Source organism: Sphingomonas adhaesiva (assembly GCF_036946125.1).
Classification (GTDB): domain Bacteria; phylum Pseudomonadota; class Alphaproteobacteria; order Sphingomonadales; family Sphingomonadaceae; genus Sphingomonas; species Sphingomonas adhaesiva_A.
Genome location: NZ_JAQIJT010000002.1, coordinates 575,332 through 594,907, shown reverse-complemented (window position 1 = coordinate 594,907; position 19,576 = coordinate 575,332). Strand labels below are relative to the sequence as shown.

Genomic DNA, 19,576 nt, shown 5'->3' with positions numbered 1-19,576 from the left:
CCCGGGAGTCATGCCCGATCCGGAACACGGTCGCGACCATCCGCACGACCGGCGTCACCGGCGAGCCGGCGGCGGCTCCTCGCGACCCCGTCCCGATCGAAGGAGCGACGTTAGGGGTGCAGGCTTGCACGAACCTTGCTGCCGGCACGGCGGGGATGCACCGGCCGCATCGCGGCTGCAAGGCTGATGCAAGCAAACCATGGTCTTGTCACCGGCACATGCCAGAACCGACCTGTCAGAACGGACTGCTCGTGACCGCTCGCCGCCTCCTCCTGCCGACGCTGCTGCTGACGCAGGTGCCGCTGGCGGTCGCCGCTACCGCGCAGACCCCCGCGGCCGCCCGTGTCGCGGCCCCGCGGATCGCTTACGACCGCTTCACCCTGCCGAACGGCCTGACCGTCCTGGTGCATACCGATCGCAGCAGCCCGTCGGTCTTCGTCGGGGTGTGGTACAAGACCGGATCGCGCGACGAGCCGCCGGGCAGGACGGGTTTCGCGCATCTGTTCGAACATCTGATGTTCCAGAGCACCGCGCACCGCCCGCAGGAATATCTGTCCGTCCTGCAACGCATCGGCGCGGTCGGGGCCAACGGCATCACGAAGACCGATTCCACCGCCTATTACCAGACCGTCCCGTCCAACGCGCTCGATACCATCCTGTGGCTGGAATCGGACCGCATGGGCTATCTCGACGGCGGCATCACCCAGGCGCTGCTCGACGAACAGCGCCGCATCGTACTGAACGAGAAGCACCAGGGCGAACTGCGGCCGGAGGAGCGGGCGTGGCGGCATTTCCTCGGCGCCTTCTATCCCGCCGGCCACCCCTATGCGCACCCGACGATCGGATCGACCGCCGATATCGAAAGCGCGACGCTGGACGACGTGAAGCAATGGTTCCGCAGCCATTACGGCGCGGGCAACGCGGTGCTGGTGCTGTCGGGCGACATCGACGTCGCCACCGCCCGCGACAAGGTGGCGCGCTATTTCGGCGCCATCCGGCCGGGGGAGCCGATCAGCCGGCCGCTGCAATGGACGCCCGCACTGACCGAGACGCGGCGCGACGTGCTGTACGGCAATTTCGCGCAGGCGACGATCGACCGCAACTGGCCGGTCGCGAACGGCGATCCGCGCGAACGCACGCTGCTGCTGCTGGCCGCCCGCGCGATGGCCGGGGCGAAGGAGTCGCCGCTGGTCCGCGCGCTCGTGACCGAACAGAAGGTCGCGACCGGCGTCTCCGCGACCATCAACGACGGCGAACTCGGCAGCGTGCTGTCGGTGACGATGGCGGTCGCGCCGGGCGTCTCACCCGATATGGCGGGCAAGGCGCTCGACCGGGCCCTGGCCGACTATGCGGCGCGCGGCCCCGATGCCGACCGTCTGCGCCGGATCGTCGCCGCCACCGACACGCTGCTGCTGCGCGGGCTGGAACAGAACGCGACGGTCGGCACCTGGCTGGCCGATGGCGAGGTCGCGCGAGGCGACCCGGGCTTCATGCTGCGCCAGCGCGACTGGATCATCGCCGCGTCGCCGGCCGAGGTTCGCACGGTGGCCGCCCGCTGGCTCGCGCGCCCGTTCTACGAACTGGTGACCCTGCCGACGCCGGTTGCGGCGCCGCTCCCCGCCGACGTCGACCGAAGCCGCATGCCCGAACCCGGTCCCGCCGACCCGACGATCCCCTTCCCCGCCGTCACCCGCAGCACGCTGGCGAACGGCATGACATTGGTCGTCGCGCGCCGACCGGGCGTCGGCATGGTCGACATGATGCTGCAGGTCCCGCTCGACGCCCGTGCCGACCGCCGGGGACTTGCCGCCCGCGCCGTCGCGCTGCTGCCCGCCGCCGATCCCGCCACACCGCGCCCGGCCGCCGCCGACCTCGACGTCGCGGCGCAATCGGACGTGTGGAGCGGCAGCCTGCGCTGGAGCGTGCCGGCCGACCGGGTCGCGGACTCGCTGGCGACGATCGCGGACATGGTGCGGCGCCCCGCCTATCCCGCGGCGGTCGTCGATGCGGCGAACGCCGCGGCCACGCAGGCGTTCGACGGCTATGAGCGCAACCCGAGCGCTGCGGGTGTCGCGATCCTGCGGCGCGCGATCCTGGGCGATGCCGACGCGCGCGGCCACATCGCCACCCGGCAGGACCCGCGCGACATCCCGCGCCAGGCGCTGCTCGATGTCCACGCGCGCATTTTCGTGCCGGGCCGCGCGACGCTCTACATGGTCGGCGACGTCGCGCCCGACCAAGCGAAGGCGCTGGCCGAACGCGCCTTCGCCGGCTGGCGCGCCGCCCCGGTCGCAACGCCGGACCCGGCCCCGCCGTCCCCGCCGGCATATGCCGCCCCGCGCATCATCCTGGTCGATGCCCCCGGCGCGGCGCAGAGCAGCATCACGGTCGGCGGCGTCGTCCCGCCCTTCGCCGCCGACGATGCCGCGACCGAGGCGCTGGTCGATGCCATGGTCACCGGCATCGGCGCCGGACGGCTGAACCGGAACCTGCGCGCGGACAAGGGCTGGAGCTACGGCTTCGGCGGCGGCATCGACGATGCGCCGCGCGGGCAGCGGCTGTTCGTCGCGAGCGGCATGGTCCAGGCCGATCGCACCGCGCAGAGCCTTGCCGAACTGGCCCGCGAATTCGTCGAAGTCACCACCACCCGCCCCCTGACGCAGGCCGAGCTCGACGGGCAGCGCGACGCGATGACCCGGGCCGCCGCCCAGCAATTTTCCGGCAACGGCGCGGTGCTGAACGCGCTGGCGACTGCCGGCACCTACGGCCTGCCCCTCGACCGCGCGGCCTCGACGAACCGGCGGCTGGCCGCGGTGACGCTCGAGCGCGCGAATGCGCTCGCGCGCCGCATCTTCCGCCCCGACGGCCTGACCTGGGTGGTCGTCGGCGACCTGAAGAGCATCGCGCCGCAGATCCGCGCACTCGGTCTCGCCCCCGTCGAGACGTGGGACGTGTACGCCCGCCCCATCCGCTGACCCGCCCGACCATCAGGAAGATCGTCCATGCCCGTTATCGCCGCCCTCCTCCTGCTACAGGCCGCCGCCGCGACGCCGCCCACGCGCCCCGCCCCCCCGCCGGCCGAACCGGCGACCGCGATCGCCACCGCCGAGGCTCCGCTGCTCCACGACACCCGGGGCCGGCCGGTGATGACGGTCCGGATCAACGGCAAGGGCCCCTTCCCGATGGTGGTCGACACCGCCGCGCAGACCAGCCTGATGGCGGCGGGGCTGGCCGCGGAGCTGGGGCTGAAGCCGATGGCGGACGGCATTCGAGTCGAAGGCGCGACGGGCGCGAGCCAGAGCCGGCTGTATCCGGTCGACCGGATCGGCAATGCGCTGTTCGACGCGCGCTACGTCGCGGTCGTGGAGCTGAGCAACAGCGGCGTTACCGATGCGCGCGGCATCATCGGCATGGAACGCTTCACCGATGCCCGGCTGGTGGTCGACCGCACCGCACGGCGCATCGCCCGCACCGCCTCCGGCCCGGCGCCCGCCGGGTTCGCGACGATCGCCGGACAGCGGACGGCGGAGGGCTTCGTCACCGTGCCGATGACGCTGAACGGCGTATCCGTTCCCGCGCTGGTCGATTCGGGCGCCGCCGCGACCATCGTCAACGCCGCGGCCTTCCGCCTGCTGGGCTGGGCCGACACCGATCCGCGGATCAGCAACGGCGGCGAGATCCGCGGCGCGGCGGCCGGCGGACAGGCGATCCGCACCGCGCGGTTCGACAAGGTCGGCGTCGGCCGCATCACCCTGTCGAACGTCCCCCTCTCCGTCGCCGACGACGGCGCGACGAGGCCGTCGATCATCCTGGGCAGCGACCTGCTCAACCTGTTCCCGGGCTATGCGGTCGATTTCCCGAGGGCGGAGCTGCACATCAGGCTGCCGCAAGGATCGGACGCGCGAGGCGGGGCCCATCCGGCCCCGTAAATCGCACGGACGCGGAGCGGGGGATCATCGCATGACGGCCGGCGCGAACGACGAAGGTCGGACGACCACGCACGCGCCGCGTGCGGGGCGGGACATCGACCCGAACCCGGCCTTCACGGTCATCCATAGCGGGAGGTTACGCCACGACCGCGGACGCTGGTGTTCCCGTGGTCGGGTGCTTCGGGTCTGACGATGCGCGCGCCATCGCTTCGTCGCCGAAGGTGACGGGCAGCCACTTGCCGGTGCGGACGCAGCGGATGCCCCATCTGTCCGCCGTGTGCGGCGCGATACATCTGACAACCTCGAAGGTGCTTTCATCGTCCATCACGCCATGTCCGCTACCATCGCCGAAGCCCGGGTCGGCCATCGATCGATGCCCGCCAGCGGGGCGGGAGGAGGCGACCGGGCCATGCCGTCCGCCGCCTCCCGCACCTCACGCGACATCAACCGAAGTAGAAGTCGTCCGCCTTCAGATCGGCGCGAGCGACGCCCAGCAGCGTGATGCTGCTGCCCGCGCCGGTCGCGATCACGGTGTCGGCACCGACCTGCGTCGCGGCCGCCATCACTTCGGCGAAACTGTCCAGCGCGGGGCCGAACCCCTTGAGCACCACGACGTCGGCCGTGGCGATCCCGAAGTCCTCGATCCGGTCGACACCGTGCCCGATTTCGAAGACGAAGCGATCCGCCCCCGCACCGCCGCGCAGCACGTCCGCACCCGCGCCGCCGGTCAGCGTGTCGCTCAACTTGGTTCCGACGAGGACGTCGGCGCCGTCCGTCCCCGTCACGGTAGCGCCCGTCGGCAACGACCTGACGAACACATCCATCACGTTATTGGTGTCCCCCGGCACCAGATTACGCGCGGTGCTCATGAAAGCAATATGACTGTTGTCCGCCGATAGATAAGCACGACCAATGGCGCTGGACGTGGCTGCGGCACCATCATCCGCGCCGCTGACCAGCGTCACCTGACCCGTTGCCAGGTCCTTGACGAATATGCTGAGTATCCCGGTTCTGGTTCCCGGCGCGATATTATTTGCCGAGCTTGTGAAGATCAGCTTCGAGCTGTCGCTCGAAAAACCGATGATATCGGCTACGCTCTTAGCAAGTTCACCACCGTTCGATACGCTTACAACGGAAACATCTCCGCCTCTCAGATCCTTGATGAAAATCTGGCCGTACCGATTATCCACCCCCATGTTCGTCGACCCGGAGATGAAGGCGACCTTGTTGCCGTCCGGTGAGATAACACCGCTTATACCGCCTCGATCTGCTACCTGACCCGTTTGATTGGTCGATACCAGATATGTCTGGCCTGCCCTGAGATCGCGAACATACGTGTCAGAGAAATTGTTGGTATCGCTTTCGACAAGCCTGGCATTGGTTTGAAAGACGACCAGGTTTCCGTCGTTTGAGATTGATGCGCGGGTACCCCCGGCCGGCTTTCCATCCGGACCTACACTCACGGCAACCGTTTCACCAGTAGCAACGTCCTTCGCAAAAATATCCCAGCCCCTGTTCTCGTCACCTGCGACCAGCGTGTCCGCGTAGGAATCAAAAATGACCCTGCTTCCATCTTCCGAAATTCGCAAAATCCAGTCGTTACTGACACTGTTCGCGTGAACGCCATCAGAGCTTGACGTAACAAGTTTGATTGTTTCAGTCTCAAGGTCTTTTATAAATATGTCTATGACCGAGTTTTTATCATCTGAAACGAGGTTGCTCGCGTAGCTTGAAAAGACAACCTTTTTTCCATCCGGAGACATGACGGCTTGATCAGCATCCGCATTGCCCGACTGCCCCTTGTCATCTGAAGAAACCAGTGACACCCTTCCGGTTTTAAGGTCCTTCACGAAGAAATCGATAAAATTTCCTTTATGATCGTCTGAGAAATTTGACGCTTCGCTGCCAAAGAGAACCTTGCTACCGTCGCTGGAAAACTGACCGCCCGTGGAATCCCGATTTCCAAGTTTCCCCTGTGCATCGGAGCTGACCGCTGTCACGACACCACTGATCAGATCCTTGACAAACACGTCGTAAGCGCCGTTGTCATCGCCGGAAACATAGTTTGGGGAGGGAGACGAGAATAGTACCTTCGTTCCGTCTGGCGAGATATTAAGAATATAGGTCCCGCCCCCCGAACTCGCGCCAATTCGCTCGAGCTTGCTGGTTTCGGCATCCTTGGCACCGACATTCACGCTGACCGTCTGCGACGCCGTCGTGTTCACGCCATCGGTCATCGTCACGCTCACCGCGGTCACGCCCGGGGTCATGACGCGCGATACGGTGCCGCCGAACGTGCCGTCGCCCGCTGCGGTCAGGGTCACCGTCTCCTTCGTCCCGCCCCAGTCGACGATCGCCTGGACGGCCGTCGAATCGAGGTCCTTCGCCGTCAGCGACAGTTCCAGCGACGTGGTGCCATCGGCGTTCGCGACGGTGCGGGTCGACAGCGCACCGGCGACGGGTGCCTCGTCCACGTCCCCGACCGCGATCGTCAGGACCTTGTCGAAGGTGGCGCCCGCCTTGTCGGTGGCGCGCACCGTCACGTCATAGCTCTTGGGCCCGGCTTCATAGTCGAAGGCGCGCGTGGTGTTGAGCATAAAGCCCGCCTTGTTGGTCCCGAGAGCAAAGGCGCCGCCCGCGTCGTCGACCAGGGAGAAGGATACGATGTCGTTCGCGTCCGCATCGGTCGCCGAGAGGTAGCCGACGAACGTTCCCTCTTCCTTGTTCTCCGCCACCGTCGTGCGGCTGAGCGTGATGGCGCTGGGGGCATCGTTGGCGTCGGTGACCGCGATCGTCACGACCTTGTCGAAGGTGGCGCCGGCCTTGTCGGTCGCGCGCACGGTCAGGTCGAACGAGCGCGGCCCGCCTTCGTAATCGAAGCTGCGCGTGGCGACGATCGTGGCACCGTCGGCGCCGATCGCGAAGGCGCCGCCGGCATCGCCGGTCAGCGAGAAGGCAACCGTGTCGTTCGCATCCGCATCGGTCGCGGCCAGCTTGCCGACGATCGTGCCCGATCCGGCATTCTCGACGATCGCATTGTTGTCGAGCGTGATCGCGGTCGGGGCGCTGTTGGTCGCCTGGGGGATGACGAAGAGATAGTCGGCCGCGGTCAGCCGCTGCGTCCCGCCGCTCGTCTGCACCAGAATATAGCCGTTGTTGGCGGCATTGGTCGGGTCGATCACGCGATAGTATTGCATCGCCTGGTTCTCGACCAGCGTCCACGCGCCGTTCACCTGCACCCGATTCGCGCCATATTGCACGAAGGAGAGCGTGGAGCCCGCACCGAACCCCTCGAAACGGAGCACGTCCTGATCGCCGGTGCCCGACGTGCCCGCGCCGGTGAAGTCGACGACCTGGTCGGCCTGCCCGCGCTCCGCCATCAGATCGCCGGCGAGGAACAGGAAGGTGTCGCTGCCGACGCCGCCGCTCACCCGGTCGCTCCCCTGGCCGCCGCGGATGGTGTCCTCGCCCGCGCCGCCCGACAGCCGGTCGCTGCCGGCGCCGCCGTCGATATAATCGTCGAAGCGCGATCCCAGGACGTAATCGTCGCCTGCGCCGGCATCGACCGTCATCGCCGCGGCGGCGAAGCGCAGGTCGAGGTTGTCGGCGTCGTTCGTGCCGGTCGCGGATGTCGTGGACATGATGGCGTTCCCCTTTGATCGATAGCGGCGCAGGTTCCGGCCTGACGCTCGTGGTGATGAGACGGCGTGCGGCATCGATCCGCCCGCGTGCGAGACACGGGCGACCGGACGATGACGCAAGATCGGGCGACGCGCGCGACGACGTGTCGCGCGCCGGTGCGGCAGGACCCCGTGCGGCGGCTCCACGCCCCCTGGCCGCGGGGACGCGTGGACCGGCCGACGTGGTCGGATGATGAAATGAAATTCCCTGTTCCTGCCGACGGAGCTAATTCACGCGCGACGACGTCGCCATGGCCGCGTTGCTCAAAATGGAATGAACGACCCTTTGTCCCGGATCGGGACGAGAGGGCGGGCCGTCATCGGGTCGGCAAGACCGCGTAGCGCCCCTTCGCCAGATCGTGGAGCACGCGGTGGAGATATTCGATCTTCTCGCGCGAGCGCGCGCTGGTCACCGGGTGCGACATCAACCTGTCGGCCAAGAGATACCCGTCCGCCACCCGACGCAGGATCCCCGCGTCGCACGCGGCGGACAGGTGGCGCCACACGGTCGTCGGTGCCAATCCGCTTTCCGCCGCCACCTGCTGTGCGGTGGCGGGCCGGCGAAGCACGGCTGGTGGTACGGTATCGTCCTGTCCGTAGAGCAGACCCAGTTCCACATCCTCGACGAGGTGCGCTGCGTTGAGCACGGTCACTGCGCCGGTGACGTGCAGCACGACGGGCTGGATGATGCGGCTTTCCGTCAGCTCCAGCACGGACAGATAGGCATCGAGAGCGGCGGCGACGCGCTCGGGGGTGCTGCGCTCCCCGATACCTGTCGGCAGCGTAAGCCCGCTGCGACGATAATCGGACAGGATGCCTTCGAAGATTTGTTCGACGTGCCCCCCGATCTCCAGCGTCAGCGGATGATCGAGGAAGCCGGGAGCCCGTTCGATGCCGCGTGCGGCGGGTCGACACAATTCCCGGGCGACGAGCAGGCGCGCCGCGCGGCGCAGCGTTTCCGTCGATTGCCGCAGAGATGTCGCGATGGCGTTGACGCTGATCCTGTAATTATCCGGGTCGCGCAGCGCCGCGCGATAGATCATGAAAAACAGGAGCATCGCGACGTTCTGGCCATCGAAGGCCCGCCACCCCATCGTGCCGATGCGGAACTGATAGGCGTTGAGCAGGCGAGCGGCATGGCGATACGGAAAGCCCGTCCGTTGGCCACCCGCCAGATGTTCGACCGCCGGCTCCATCATCCGATCCCCCCGGCGTCGCCATGACCGGCACGCCCGCCGTTACTCCCGATGCAGGTGTGTCGCAAATCGCCCGGGACATGACACGTCGATACGCCGCATCAATCGCGTGACGGGCTCGACGCATTGACCGGCTCGGGCGCGGATACCGGGCGCAGCTTCTGCTCCTGCGCGGTCGGATCGATCCGGCGCGCTCGCTCGACCCGCTCGATCGCAACCCGACCCTTGGTCGTCAGCGCCTCGACGATCGCCTCGATCACGACGAGGTCGGCCAGCCCTTCCTCGCCGTCGGGCTCGACCGACGTGTCGTTGAGAATGGCATCGGAGAAATAGCGCAGCTCGCCGCCGAACTGGTCGGTCGCCCTGAACGCCTCGTGCGCCTTGTCGCTGCCCACCTGCCGGCGCTGTTCCAGCCCGTTCTGGAAGCCGTAGCAGGGACTCATCTGGATCGCCCCCTTCGTCCCCGCGACGACCAGCGTGTCGATGTCGTTGGCGAAGTAGCTGACCGTGAATTGCGCGAAGCGATCGCCCGGCATCCGCAGCGTCACCGCGAGGGTGTCGTCGAAGTCGCCGACGCCCGCGGCGGGATGCCGCGTGCCGATGGCGGAGACGACCTCCACCGGCTCGGCGCCGAAGAGATAACGGATGGCGTTGATCGGATAGGGCGCCATGTCGAACAGCGGCCCCGCCTCGATCCCGCTGGTCGCGCGGTGATTCGCCGGATCCACCATCTGCGCGAAGCAGGACGAAAACGCGATCAGCTCGCCCAGTTCGCCGTCGCGGATGCGGCGGATCGCGTCGAGCGTCGCGGGCTCGAAATGCAGGCGATAGGCGGTCATCAGCTTTGCACCCGACGTCTCGGAGGCGGCGATGATCTCGCGGCATTTCGCCGCCGAGATCTCCAGCGGCTTCTCGCACAGGACGTGGATGCCGGCATTCAGCGCGGGGATCGCGAACTCGGCATGCCGCCAGTTGGGCGTCGCGATATAGACCGCGTCGATCTCGCCCGAGGCCAGCAGCTCGCCGAAACGCTCGTAGGGATACAGATGTTCGACGCCGTAGCGCTCTCCCAGCGCGCGCAGCTTCTCCGGATCGTCGGACACCAGCGCCGTGATCGTCGAATTGCCGGTATGCGAGACGCCGGGCATCAGCGCTTCCTGCGCGATGTCGCCGAGGCCAACGATGGCGTAGCGGACCCTGGGGCCGAAGCCGAAGGCGGATGCGAGGCTCATATCATGTCTCCGGGTGGAAGCGTGGGCAGACGCGCGGGCGCGGCGTAGGGTTCCGATCGCATCAGGGTGCCCAATGCGGGCGGTAGGTCGGGTCGAGCTTGCGATCGATGAAATAGGCCGCGCTGATGAAGGCCAGATGCGTCAGCGCCTGCGGGAAATTGCCGAGCGGATGCCCGCGTCGATCGACTTCCTCCGAGAACAGGCCGAGCCCGTTGGCATAGGCCATGCCCTTGCCGAGCATCAGTTGCGCCTCGTCCATCCGCCCGGCACGCGCGAGGCACTCTGCATACCAGAAGGTGCAGGTCGTGAAGGCACCCTCGCCGCCCTCCAGCCCATCGGCGTTGCGGTAGCGATAGACGAGCCCGTCGTCGCGCAGATCGGCCCCGATCGCATCCAGTGTCTTCAGCCAGACCGGGTCGGTCGAGGAGACGAACCGGACCAGCGGCATCATCAGCAGCGCCGCGTCGAGCGCCGTGCCGCCGCGTTCCTGCACGAAATAGCCGTGCTCCGGGTGGCGGAAGTTTGCCCATATGTCCTCGGCGATCGCGTCGCGGCTTTCGGCCCATGCGACGAGCGGGGCCGGCAGCGAGCGTTGCAACGCCAGCCGGATCGCGCGGTCCAGCGCAACCCAGCACATCAGCCGCGAATGGAGGAAATGCCGATGCGCGCCGCGGATTTCCCAGATGCCCGCATCGGCCTCGTGCCAATGGTCGATGACGTAATCGACGATCCCGCGGACATGCTGCCAGCCCTCGTGGCTGATGGCGGTGCCGTACTTGTTGGACAGATAGACGCTGTCGAGCAGTTCGCCGAAAATGTCGAGCTGGGTCTGGGCATGGGCGGCGTTGCCGATCCGCACCGGGCGGCTGCCGGCATAGCCCGCCAGATGCGGCAGCTCCTCCTCGTCGGCGGCTTCGCTGCCGTCGATGGCGTACATGATGCGGATCGGCGCGTCGGGGCTGGCGGCCATCACGCGAGCGCCGGCCCATCGGTTGAAATGCTCGGCCTCGTCGATGAAGCCCAGCCGCAGGAAGGCGTAGACGGTGAAGGACGCATCGCGGATCCAGGTGGCGCGATAGTCCCAGTTCCGCTCCGCCCCGGTCGCCTCCGGCAGGCCGAAGGTCGCCGCCGCCGCGATCGACCCGTGCCGCGCCGAGGTCAGCAGCTTCAGCGCCAGCGCCGAGCGCGTCATCGCCTCGCGCCAGCGCCCGCGATAGAGCGATCTGCTGGTCCAGCGACGCCAGGCGGCGGTCGTCGCCGCGACATCGGCCTCGATCGCCGCATCGGAGGGGCGCGGCAGGCTGTCGTCCCCCAGCACGAACCAGGCGCTCTCCCCATCCCTCAGGGTGAAGTCCGCGACGACCGCGCCTGCCTCCGTCTCCAGCGGGACGGAGGCGAACATCCGCAGGGTCAGGTCGCGCCCGACGAAGCGAACCCCCTCGCCCGAGGCATCGACGGCCGGCACCTCGCGGGCATAGTCGAACCGGGGCGTGCAGCCGACGCTGAAGCGGATCGTGCCGCGCGTCACGCAGACACGGCGGATCAGGCAGCGGGCCGCGCCTTCCGGGTGCGCCCGCGCGTCGGGTAGCGGAAGCAGGTCGACGACCTCCGCGCTCCCGCCCTCGGCCATCCAGCGGGTCAGCAGCACGTTGGTGTCGGGCACGTAGAGTTGCAGATGCTCGGGCGCGTCCAGCTGCGGTTGCAGCGTGAACGCGCCCCCGCATCCCGGATCGAGCAGATCCGCGAAGATCGTCGGGCTGTCGAGCGACGGCCAGCAGAGATAGTCTATCGTCGCGTCCCGCGCCACGAGCGCCGCGGTTTCGAGGTCGCCGATGATCCCGTGGTCGCCGATCGAGCGCAGCGGCGCGACCCCGCTCGCGTCCAGCGGCTCAGCCATTTTCGCGGAATTCGGGATAGAGCGTCATGCCCCCGTCGACGAACAGCGTGGTGCCGGTGACGTAATCGGCGTCGTCAGACGCCAGCCACACGACCGCGCGGGCCACGTCGTCGGGCTCGCCGATCCGGCCATAGGGGATCAGCCGCAAAAGCTGTTCGAGCGCCTCCGGCGTCTCCCACGCCTCCTTGTTGATCGGCGTGCGGATGGCACCCGGCGCGACGGCGTTCACGCGGATGCCGTCGGCGGCCACCTCCTGCGCCAGCGATCGCGTCAGCATCCGGCTGCCGCCCTTGGAGGCGGCGTAATTGATGTGCCCGGCCCAGGGGATCACCTCGTGCACCGAACTCATCGTCACGATGCATCCCTTGCTGCGTGCCGGCCGTGCGTCGTCGGGCTGCGCGCGGAAGCGGCGCACCGCCTCGCGCGCGCAGAGGAACTGCCCGGTGAGGTTGACGTCGATGACGGTATTCCAGTCGGCCAGCGTCATGTCCGCGATCGCGGCATCCTTTTGCAGTCCCGAATTGGCGACCAGCACGTCGATGCGCCCGAACGCGCTCGCCGCTTCGTCGAACAGGCGCACGACCGCATCCTCGTCCGAAACATCGGCGCCGACCGCGATGGCGCGCCCATCGCGGTCGCAAATCCGCTTCACCAGCTCCTCCGCGGCATCGGCATCGGAATGGTAATTCACGACCACCGCCGCGCCTGCGGCGGCGAGCGCGTCGGCCACCTCCAGGCCGATCCCGGAGCTGGCCCCCGTGACGATGGCGACGTGACCGTCAAGCGGCAGAAAGGGCATCGCAAACTCCATGAGCCGGCAGGCGACGGGGGTCGGCCATCTACCGCCCCGCCGCCAGAAAGCGGTCTGCCGTCCGCAGCGACAGCGCCATGATGGTCAGCGCGGGATTGGCCGCCAGCGCGCTGGGGAAGACCGAATTGTCGCAGATCAGCAGGTTGGGGATGTCGAAGCTGCGGCCATCGGCGTCGACGACCGCCGTGTCGCCGTCATCTCCCATCCGGCAGGTGCCGATCGTGTGCGCGGAGCGATCGACCGCGAAGATGTCGCGCGCGCCCGCCGCTTCCCAGATCGCGGTCATCGTGCGGCGCGCATGGCCGTCCATCGCGCGCTCGTTGGCGTGATAGCTGAAGTCGATCCGCGCCTTGCGCTGACCGAACCCGTCCACCTCGTCCGACAGCGTCAGGCGATTGTCGGGATGCGGCAGGCAGTCGCCGTTGATCCCGATCCCGCCCATCCGGTTGTAGTTGCGCAGGCGCTGCTGCAACCGCTCGCCCCACAGCCCCGCGCCGCGCGCCAGCCCCGTCGCGAGCGTGACCGGCAGCACGCCCAGGCTCTGGATCAGATAGCCGCCTGCGAAGTCCGCGCCTTCGGGGCGCATCAGGTCTTCGGTGATGAGCGACGAGGGGTAGCCGCGGTTCATCCGCATCGTCGCGTCGAAACTGCCCCACACCTGCGTCGCGACATGCGCCATGAAGTTGCGCCCGACCTGACCGCTGGAATTGGCGATTCCGAGATTGAGCAGCAGTCGCGGCGTTTCGACCCCGCCCGCACACAGGAACACCGCGCGGCAGCGCTGGCGCCGCTCCTCTCCATGCCGGCGATAGACCACCGCCGCGATCCGGCCCGCGCCATCGAATTCGAAGGACACGACGCGCGCCCCGGCCCGCACCTCGGCGCCGTGGGCGACTGCACGCGGCAGATAGGTCGTGTCCATGCTGGTCTTGGCGGCGTTGCGGCATCCCTGGTGACAGGTGCCGCAATTGACGCAGGCCTGCCGCTGACCCCAGTCCGGCTGGTCGCGGTCGCGGGACACGAGGGCGGCGGGCGCGTCGGTCGCAGTGATCCCGACTGCTGCGCAACCGCGCGCCATCGCATCGGCGGGCGCATTGCGCGCGACCGGGGGATAGGCGTAGCGGCGCGTATCGTCCCACGGATAATGCGCGGGACCGGATACGCCGGTGTCCGCCTCGACCCGGCGGATGTACTCGATCAGTTCGGCATGGGGGATCGGCCAGTCGGCACCTTCGCCGGTCAGCGTCCTCAACCGCAGGTCGCGCTCGTCGGGGCGGGGGCAGAAGGCGCCCCAGTGCAGCGTCGATCCGCCGACGCCCATGCCCGAGTTGTTCGAACCGAAAGCGGTCGGGTCGTCCCCGCCGCTCAGCCGCTCTTCCATCCAGTAGATGTCGGCCGCCAGTTCGTCGGCGACATGCTCGTGCGGACGGAACGCGCGACCGGCCTCCAGCGCGACGACGGACAGCCCTGCCTCCGCCAGACGCGCCAGCAGCGGCGCGCCACCCGCGCCGGTGCCGACCACGACGGCGTCGACCACATCATGATCGGCGAACGGCGCGCGGCTCATGCGGCCACCTGCGCATCACGCTGCCAGCGCTCCAGATCATCGGCGGCGGTACGTGTGTAGCCCTGCTTGCGCGGGCCATCGCCGCCGACCGCAAAGCCGTCATAGCCGATCGCCGCCATCGCGGCGGGCGTCGCGATCCATTGCCGCACGATTTCGGCCCGGGCATCCTGGAACCAGAGCGTCATCTGCGCCGGCGACAGGCAGCCGACATCGTCGTCGACTCCCGCTTCCCCCGCATCGACGCGGGTCAGCCAGCCGGTCCGATCCCCCGCCGGCAGCGCCGCAAACCCGCCGGTCAGGGCGTCCAACGTCGCCAGTCCCCGCGCCCATGCCTCGGCATCGGGCGGCAGGTCGGCGAAGCGCCAGCCGTCTCCGCCGCCATGCACCGCCATGCCGACACGGCGGGCGAGCGCCCGGTTGGCGCCGACCTCGGGCAGTACCTGCGCGATCAGCGCGCAGACCGCCTCCAGCTGCGCGACCGACCAGCCGGATGCCGCGTCGGACAAGGGGCGGGTGCGCGCCAGCAGCGCCGCCCGCGCGCGCGCGCTGACGCGGTCAGACGCGAGCAGGCGGGCGAAGCCCTCCGGCAGCGCCGCGGCAGACACCGCGGCGACATGCTCCGCGATCAGCGCGGCGAGCGCGGCGGGCTGTTCGTAGGGGATCAGATGCGCGGCATCGGCAACGATCCGAACGGTGCCGTTGGAATAGTGCGGCAGGTTCAGACGGCGCTGCGCCGCCTCCCCCAGATCTCCGTCCTCCACCCCCGCGACGATCAGCGCCGGTAGGGCGATGCGACCGGCGCGGTGGCTCCAGTCCTCGTCGGCACCGCGCTCCAGCCAGGCGAGCCATGCCTCGCGGTCGCACCGCATGACGTCGGCGATGGCCCGCTCCCGCGCGGGCGCGGGCAGTGGCGTTGCCGTATTGGCATCGACGAAGGCTTCGGCGTCGCTGCGGCCGATCGAGCCATCGGCGGTCCAGCCGACCATCTCCTTGCGGCGGGCATCGTCGATCGGCTCCGGGGACGGCGGCGAGGCGGCGACCAGAACGACGCCGATGACCCCCGACAGCCCCTCCTCGCCCGCTTCGGCGCGCGCGGCGACCAATGTCGCGATCTTGCCGCCCATGCTATGCCCGACGAGGACACACGCGGTCAGCCGGTGATCGCGGATCGTCGCGACCACGTCGTCGACCATCGCGGCGACGTCGGCATGGCCGTCGCCGGCCCGCGCGCCGAAGCCGGGCAGGTCGAGCGCAAGACACGGCACGTCCGGCAGGGCATCGCGCACCGGGTCCCATTCGGCGCCGCTCATGCCCAGCGCATGTAGAAATAGCAATGTCGGTGGGGTCACGCGATCTCATCCAGCTGAAGCCCATGCTGGACGATGCAGAACCGCCGCCGTTCCCTTAACGTGCGGCAATCGAGGAATTAATTTTGATCATTGATGAAAATAACGTTTTTCGGTCCGGTGGTGGAACTTACGCGCCCGTGCAGACGCTAGGGGCGCTCGTTCGCATCATGCCGGAGTAAGACCGTGGCGAAGAAAGATCAGGCACAGCCGCAGTACGAGATCGAATATCGCGAGATACAGCCGTTCGGCACGTTGAAGGACCTGCCGCTGGGTCTGTCCGACAACGCGCGCAAGCAGAGCGTCGCGATCCTCAATCAGGTGCTCGCCGACACGATGATGCTGCGCGACCTGTATAAGAAGCATCACTGGCAGATGTCGGGCGCGACCTTCTACCAGTTGCACCTGCTGCTCGACACACATTACGAAAAGCAGGCCGAACTCGTCGATATGGTCGCCGAGCGGATCCAGTCGTTGGGCGGGATCAGCATCGCCACGCCACACGACGTGGCCGAGATGACCAAGATCCCGCGCCCCCCGCGCGGGCGTGAGGACGCTCCGACGATGCTGGCGCGGTTGCTGGAAGCGCACCGGATCGTGCTGGAGGAAGCGCACGAAGGCGCGAAGGCCGCGGACGAATCGGGCGACGACGGCACCAACGACCTGCTGGTGAGCGACATCATCCGCACGGGCGAACCGCAGGTGTGGTTCATCGGCGAGCATCTGGCCGCGACCGACCTGCAGCGCGCGGGCTGACGAGGCGTCTCGACGGGAAGGTGGCGGCGATGGCGACACGTGATCTGGCGGACGGCATCGCCGCCACCGAATTGACCGAAGGGCTGATTGTCGCGGGTCAGGTCGACGGCACCGACATCGTGCTGGTGCGTCACCGCGGTCGCGTCTGCGCCTTGTCTGGCCAATGCACCCATCTGAAAGCGCCGCTGGCGGACGGCATCGTCGTCGACGGAACGATCCGTTGCCCATGGCATCACGCGCGGTTCGACGTGGAAAGCGGCGAGGCGGTCGGCGCTCCCGCCTTCGCGCCCCTGGAACGCTTCTCGGTGACGGAACAGGACGGCCACGTCCACGTCGCGACGGCACATCCCGTGGACGATCGGGTGCAGGAGCAATCGGCACGGGCGATCCGACGGGTCGTCATCGTCGGTGCGGGGGCTGCGGGTCATGCCTGCGCCGAGATGTTGGCGCGGCACGGTGCGGGCACGTCGGTGACGTTGATCGGCGACGAAGCCGACGAGCCCTACGATCGCACCTTCTGCTCTAAGCAGTATCTCGCCGGCAAGGCCGGGCGCAAGGAGATGGCGTTGCCCGCGCCGGACGGCGTGACCCTGCGCACCGGCGTGACCGTCGCCGCCATCACGCGCGACGACAGGACGGTGACGCTCGACGACGGCACCTCGCTCCCCTACGAAACGCTCGTCCTCGCCACCGGCGCGGAGCCGGTTCGGCCCGATTTCTACGGTTCGAACCGGGACGATGTCCATGTCGTGCGCACGGTGAGCGATGCCGATCGCCTGATCGCGGCGAGCGTGCAGGCAAGGCGCGCGATCGTCGTCGGATCGAGCTACATCGGGCTGGAAGTCGCCGCCTCGCTGATCGGGCGCGGGCTGGAGGTAGCGGTCGTCTCCGATACCGATCTGCCCCTAGAGAAGACCGCCGGCGCCGAGATCGGCGCGATGATCCGCGAACTGCACGGGGAGAAGGGCGTGACCTTCCACCCCGGTCGCCGCATCGCGCGGTGGGACGGAAAGGTCGCGATGCTGGACGACGGCACGCATGTCGAGGGCGACCTGGTCGTCGCCGGTACGGGCGTCGCGCCACGCCTGGCCCTTGCCGAGGCCGCCGGACTTGCGCTGGCGGACAAGGCCGATGGCGGCGGTGTGACGGTGGACGATCGCCTGCGCACGTCCGACCCGGCGATCCATGCGATCGGCGACATCGCGAGCGCCCCCGACCGTCGCCTGGGCCACCCGATCCGCGTCGAGCATTGGGTCGTCGCGCAACGCATGGGACAATGGCTCGCGCGGCATCTGCTGGGGCAGGTGTCGGACGGATATGACGACGTGCCGTTCTTCTGGTCGGGGCATTACGACCTCAGCCTGCGCTACGTCGGGCATGTCGCCTCGCCCGAGGATCGCACGATCGACGGCGACGTCGCGGCGCAGGACGTCGCGGTACGTTTCGCCGAGGACGGTCGCGAGCAGGCATTGCTGACCGCCGGGCGCGATCGCCTGTCGCTGGAGCGCGAGGCCGAATGGGAACGCCGCTGACACCCGCCCGTCACGCCAGCGGCAGCATCCAAAGATGCGCGCCGCCGGTCACGAACAGCCGCGCCTGATCGGCGTCGAACGTGCAATTGCTGCAAAGCCCCGGCGTCGGCACGGTGGCGAGGTGGCGCCCCGCGTCGTCGAACACTTCCACCCCGGCGCCCGAGCTGCTCCACAGCCAGCCGCGCGCATCGACGGTGAAGCCGTCCGGAATCCCCTCCGGTACCGTGGCGAAGCGCCGCCGGTTCGACAGGCGCGCGCCATCCCAGTCGAAGGCGAAGATCGCGATCTCGCCCTCCCCATGCTCGGGCGTCTGCGAGGCGTAGAGGATATCACCGCCGGGGGAGAAGGCGAGTCCGTTGGGCTGCGCCATGTCGACCATTCGCCGCGCCACGCCATCCACGCCGATGCGGCAGATCGCGGTCCGCCCGCTCTCGGTCGTGCCCGGCACGCCCTGTTGCGGATTTTCGAGTCCGAACGTCGGATCGCTGAACCAGATCGCCCCGTCCGCCGCGATGATCAGGTCGTTGGGCGCGTTCAGCCGCCTTCCCTCGGCGGCCGTCACGATGGGAGTCGCCACGCCTGCGCCCTCCGACCGGCTGATCGCGCGCCGCCCGTGCTCGCAATGCGCCAGCGCGCCGTCGGGCAGCACGGCATTGCCGTTGATGAACGGTGTCGCGTCGAGCAGGACATCGACCGCGCCGTCCTCGCGCCGACCCAGCACGCGGCGTCCGACGATATCGCTCCACACCAGCGTCCGCTCGCGCGGCCACCACACGGGTCCCTCGCTCCAGCTCGCCTGATCGTAGAGCGTCGTAAGCCGCGCCGTCCCCAGCACGGCGCGCGCCTCCCCGCGATGGATGACCGGCGCGTCGACCCCGGCCGCGACGGGCGGGCCGGGCGACCGCAGCCGCGCCGGGGTGAGCGACGGGGGCCCCGTCATGCCCCGAACGGATCGCGCGTCTGGGCCGCGGGGGAGGTCGCGAACTGGATCATGATCTGGAAGCACGGCTCGTCGCCGATCTGGCCGGAGCGGTGCCCCTTTTCGCCGGTGGTTTCCTGATCCTGCCCGAAGTGGATATCGCCCGGCCCCATTTCGACGCGGGTGCCATCCATCGTCTCGATGAACCATCGCCCGCGCAGCGGTATGACCCATTGCGGCTTCGGGCTCTCATGCCACTCCCCCGTCCAGCCGACCGGCAGGACGGCGAAATTGATCGCCTCCACGCTGCCGGGAAACGGTCGCAACCACTGCGGGTCTGCGCCGCCGCCGACGCTCTTCATGCCGAAACCCGTCATGCACGACAGGTCGATCCGGCTGGTGCCGTCCTGCTGGGTCCACATGTGGAGGAACGGCAGCACCGGCGGCCGCTCCGCATCGGTGCCGTCGTTGTCGAGGAGCACGCGGGTCGGCAGATCAGGCATTCGACGTCTCCTCGGGTGGCGACATCACGGCGCCGCAGCTTCGGACTGGTGTCGACGATGCAACGACGTGCCGACCTTCCGGTTGCTCGCCGGCTGCAAGAGGGACCAGCCCCATGGCACAGCCGCCTGCAGACCGGGGCGTCACGGGAGTGGTGTTAACTAGCGACGCCAATTACTTAGCGAGGAACTGGCTGGGGCGGCAGGATTC

At 68.5% G+C, this 19,576-nt stretch carries 14 protein-coding genes; 4 read left to right on the top strand and 10 right to left on the bottom strand.

Going from position 1 to position 19,576, the window contains the following annotated elements; translation table 11 throughout:
* Window positions 1-251: 251 nt before the first annotated feature.
* Both PGN23_RS09090 and PGN23_RS09085 read left to right on the top strand, forming a co-directional pair.
* A complete protein-coding gene (locus tag PGN23_RS09090) occupies window positions 252-2,975 on the top strand; it encodes a M16 family metallopeptidase (RefSeq protein WP_335302561.1) in 2,724 nt (907 codons plus the stop codon).
* A 27-nt stretch (window positions 2,976-3,002) separates the two neighbouring features.
* Window positions 3,003-3,929: a retroviral-like aspartic protease family protein gene (locus tag PGN23_RS09085; protein WP_335302560.1), complete on the top strand. Its 927-nt coding sequence runs from the start codon at window positions 3,003-3,005 to the stop codon at window positions 3,927-3,929.
* Window positions 3,930-4,065: 136 nt separating this feature from the next.
* Here the strand turns inward: PGN23_RS09085 and PGN23_RS09080 are convergent, their stop codons facing one another.
* The 8 genes from PGN23_RS09080 to PGN23_RS09045 form a co-directional block, all read right to left on the bottom strand.
* Window positions 4,066-4,296, bottom strand: coding sequence for a hypothetical protein (locus PGN23_RS09080; protein ID WP_335302559.1), 231 nt, complete (start codon window positions 4,294-4,296; stop codon window positions 4,066-4,068).
* 76 nt (window positions 4,297-4,372) lie between these two features.
* Window positions 4,373-7,570 (bottom strand): cadherin domain-containing protein, encoded by a 3,198-nt coding sequence (locus PGN23_RS09075; protein ID WP_335302558.1) that lies wholly within the window; start codon window positions 7,568-7,570, stop codon window positions 4,373-4,375.
* A 356-nt stretch (window positions 7,571-7,926) separates the two neighbouring features.
* Window positions 7,927-8,808: a hypothetical protein gene (locus PGN23_RS09070; protein ID WP_335302557.1), complete on the bottom strand. Its 882-nt coding sequence runs from the start codon at window positions 8,806-8,808 to the stop codon at window positions 7,927-7,929.
* Window positions 8,809-8,906: 98 nt separating this feature from the next.
* Window positions 8,907-10,037 (bottom strand): Gfo/Idh/MocA family protein, encoded by a 1,131-nt coding sequence (locus PGN23_RS09065; protein WP_335302556.1) that lies wholly within the window; start codon window positions 10,035-10,037, stop codon window positions 8,907-8,909.
* A 61-nt stretch (window positions 10,038-10,098) separates the two neighbouring features.
* Window positions 10,099-11,934 carry a glycoside hydrolase family 15 protein gene (locus PGN23_RS09060; RefSeq protein ID WP_335302555.1) on the bottom strand — a complete coding sequence of 612 codons (1,836 nt, stop codon included), beginning with the start codon at window positions 11,932-11,934 and terminating at the stop codon, window positions 10,099-10,101.
* A complete protein-coding gene (locus PGN23_RS09055) occupies window positions 11,927-12,733 on the bottom strand; it encodes an SDR family oxidoreductase (RefSeq protein ID WP_335302554.1) in 807 nt (268 codons plus the stop codon). The genes PGN23_RS09060 and PGN23_RS09055 overlap by 8 nt, the downstream gene beginning before the upstream one ends.
* Before the next feature lie 40 nt (window positions 12,734-12,773).
* Window positions 12,774-14,312, bottom strand: a complete 1,539-nt coding sequence (locus PGN23_RS09050) for a GMC family oxidoreductase (protein ID WP_335302553.1) — start codon at window positions 14,310-14,312, stop codon at window positions 12,774-12,776.
* The gene (locus PGN23_RS09045) at window positions 14,309-15,661 is read right to left on the bottom strand and encodes an alpha/beta hydrolase (RefSeq protein ID WP_335302552.1); all 1,353 of its coding nucleotides are present in this window, start codon (window positions 15,659-15,661) and stop codon (window positions 14,309-14,311) included. Before PGN23_RS09045 ends, PGN23_RS09050 begins: the two co-directional genes overlap by 4 nt.
* A gap of 183 nt (window positions 15,662-15,844) precedes the next feature.
* Between PGN23_RS09045 and PGN23_RS09040 the strand changes: the two genes are divergently transcribed.
* Both PGN23_RS09040 and PGN23_RS09035 read left to right on the top strand, forming a co-directional pair.
* Entirely contained in the window at window positions 15,845-16,414 is a 570-nt protein-coding gene (locus PGN23_RS09040; protein ID WP_335302551.1) for a Dps family protein, read from the top strand.
* Window positions 16,415-16,443: 29 nt separating this feature from the next.
* Window positions 16,444-17,946, top strand: a complete 1,503-nt coding sequence (locus PGN23_RS09035) for an FAD-dependent oxidoreductase (protein WP_335302550.1) — start codon at window positions 16,444-16,446, stop codon at window positions 17,944-17,946.
* Between the two features lie 10 nt (window positions 17,947-17,956).
* Here the strand turns inward: PGN23_RS09035 and PGN23_RS09030 are convergent, their stop codons facing one another.
* Window positions 17,957-18,886 (bottom strand): SMP-30/gluconolactonase/LRE family protein, encoded by a 930-nt coding sequence (locus tag PGN23_RS09030; RefSeq protein ID WP_335302549.1) that lies wholly within the window; start codon window positions 18,884-18,886, stop codon window positions 17,957-17,959.
* Window positions 18,883-19,368: a hypothetical protein gene (locus tag PGN23_RS09025; protein ID WP_335302548.1), complete on the bottom strand. Its 486-nt coding sequence runs from the start codon at window positions 19,366-19,368 to the stop codon at window positions 18,883-18,885. Before PGN23_RS09025 ends, PGN23_RS09030 begins: the two co-directional genes overlap by 4 nt.
* Between the last annotated feature and the right edge of the window lie 208 nt (window positions 19,369-19,576).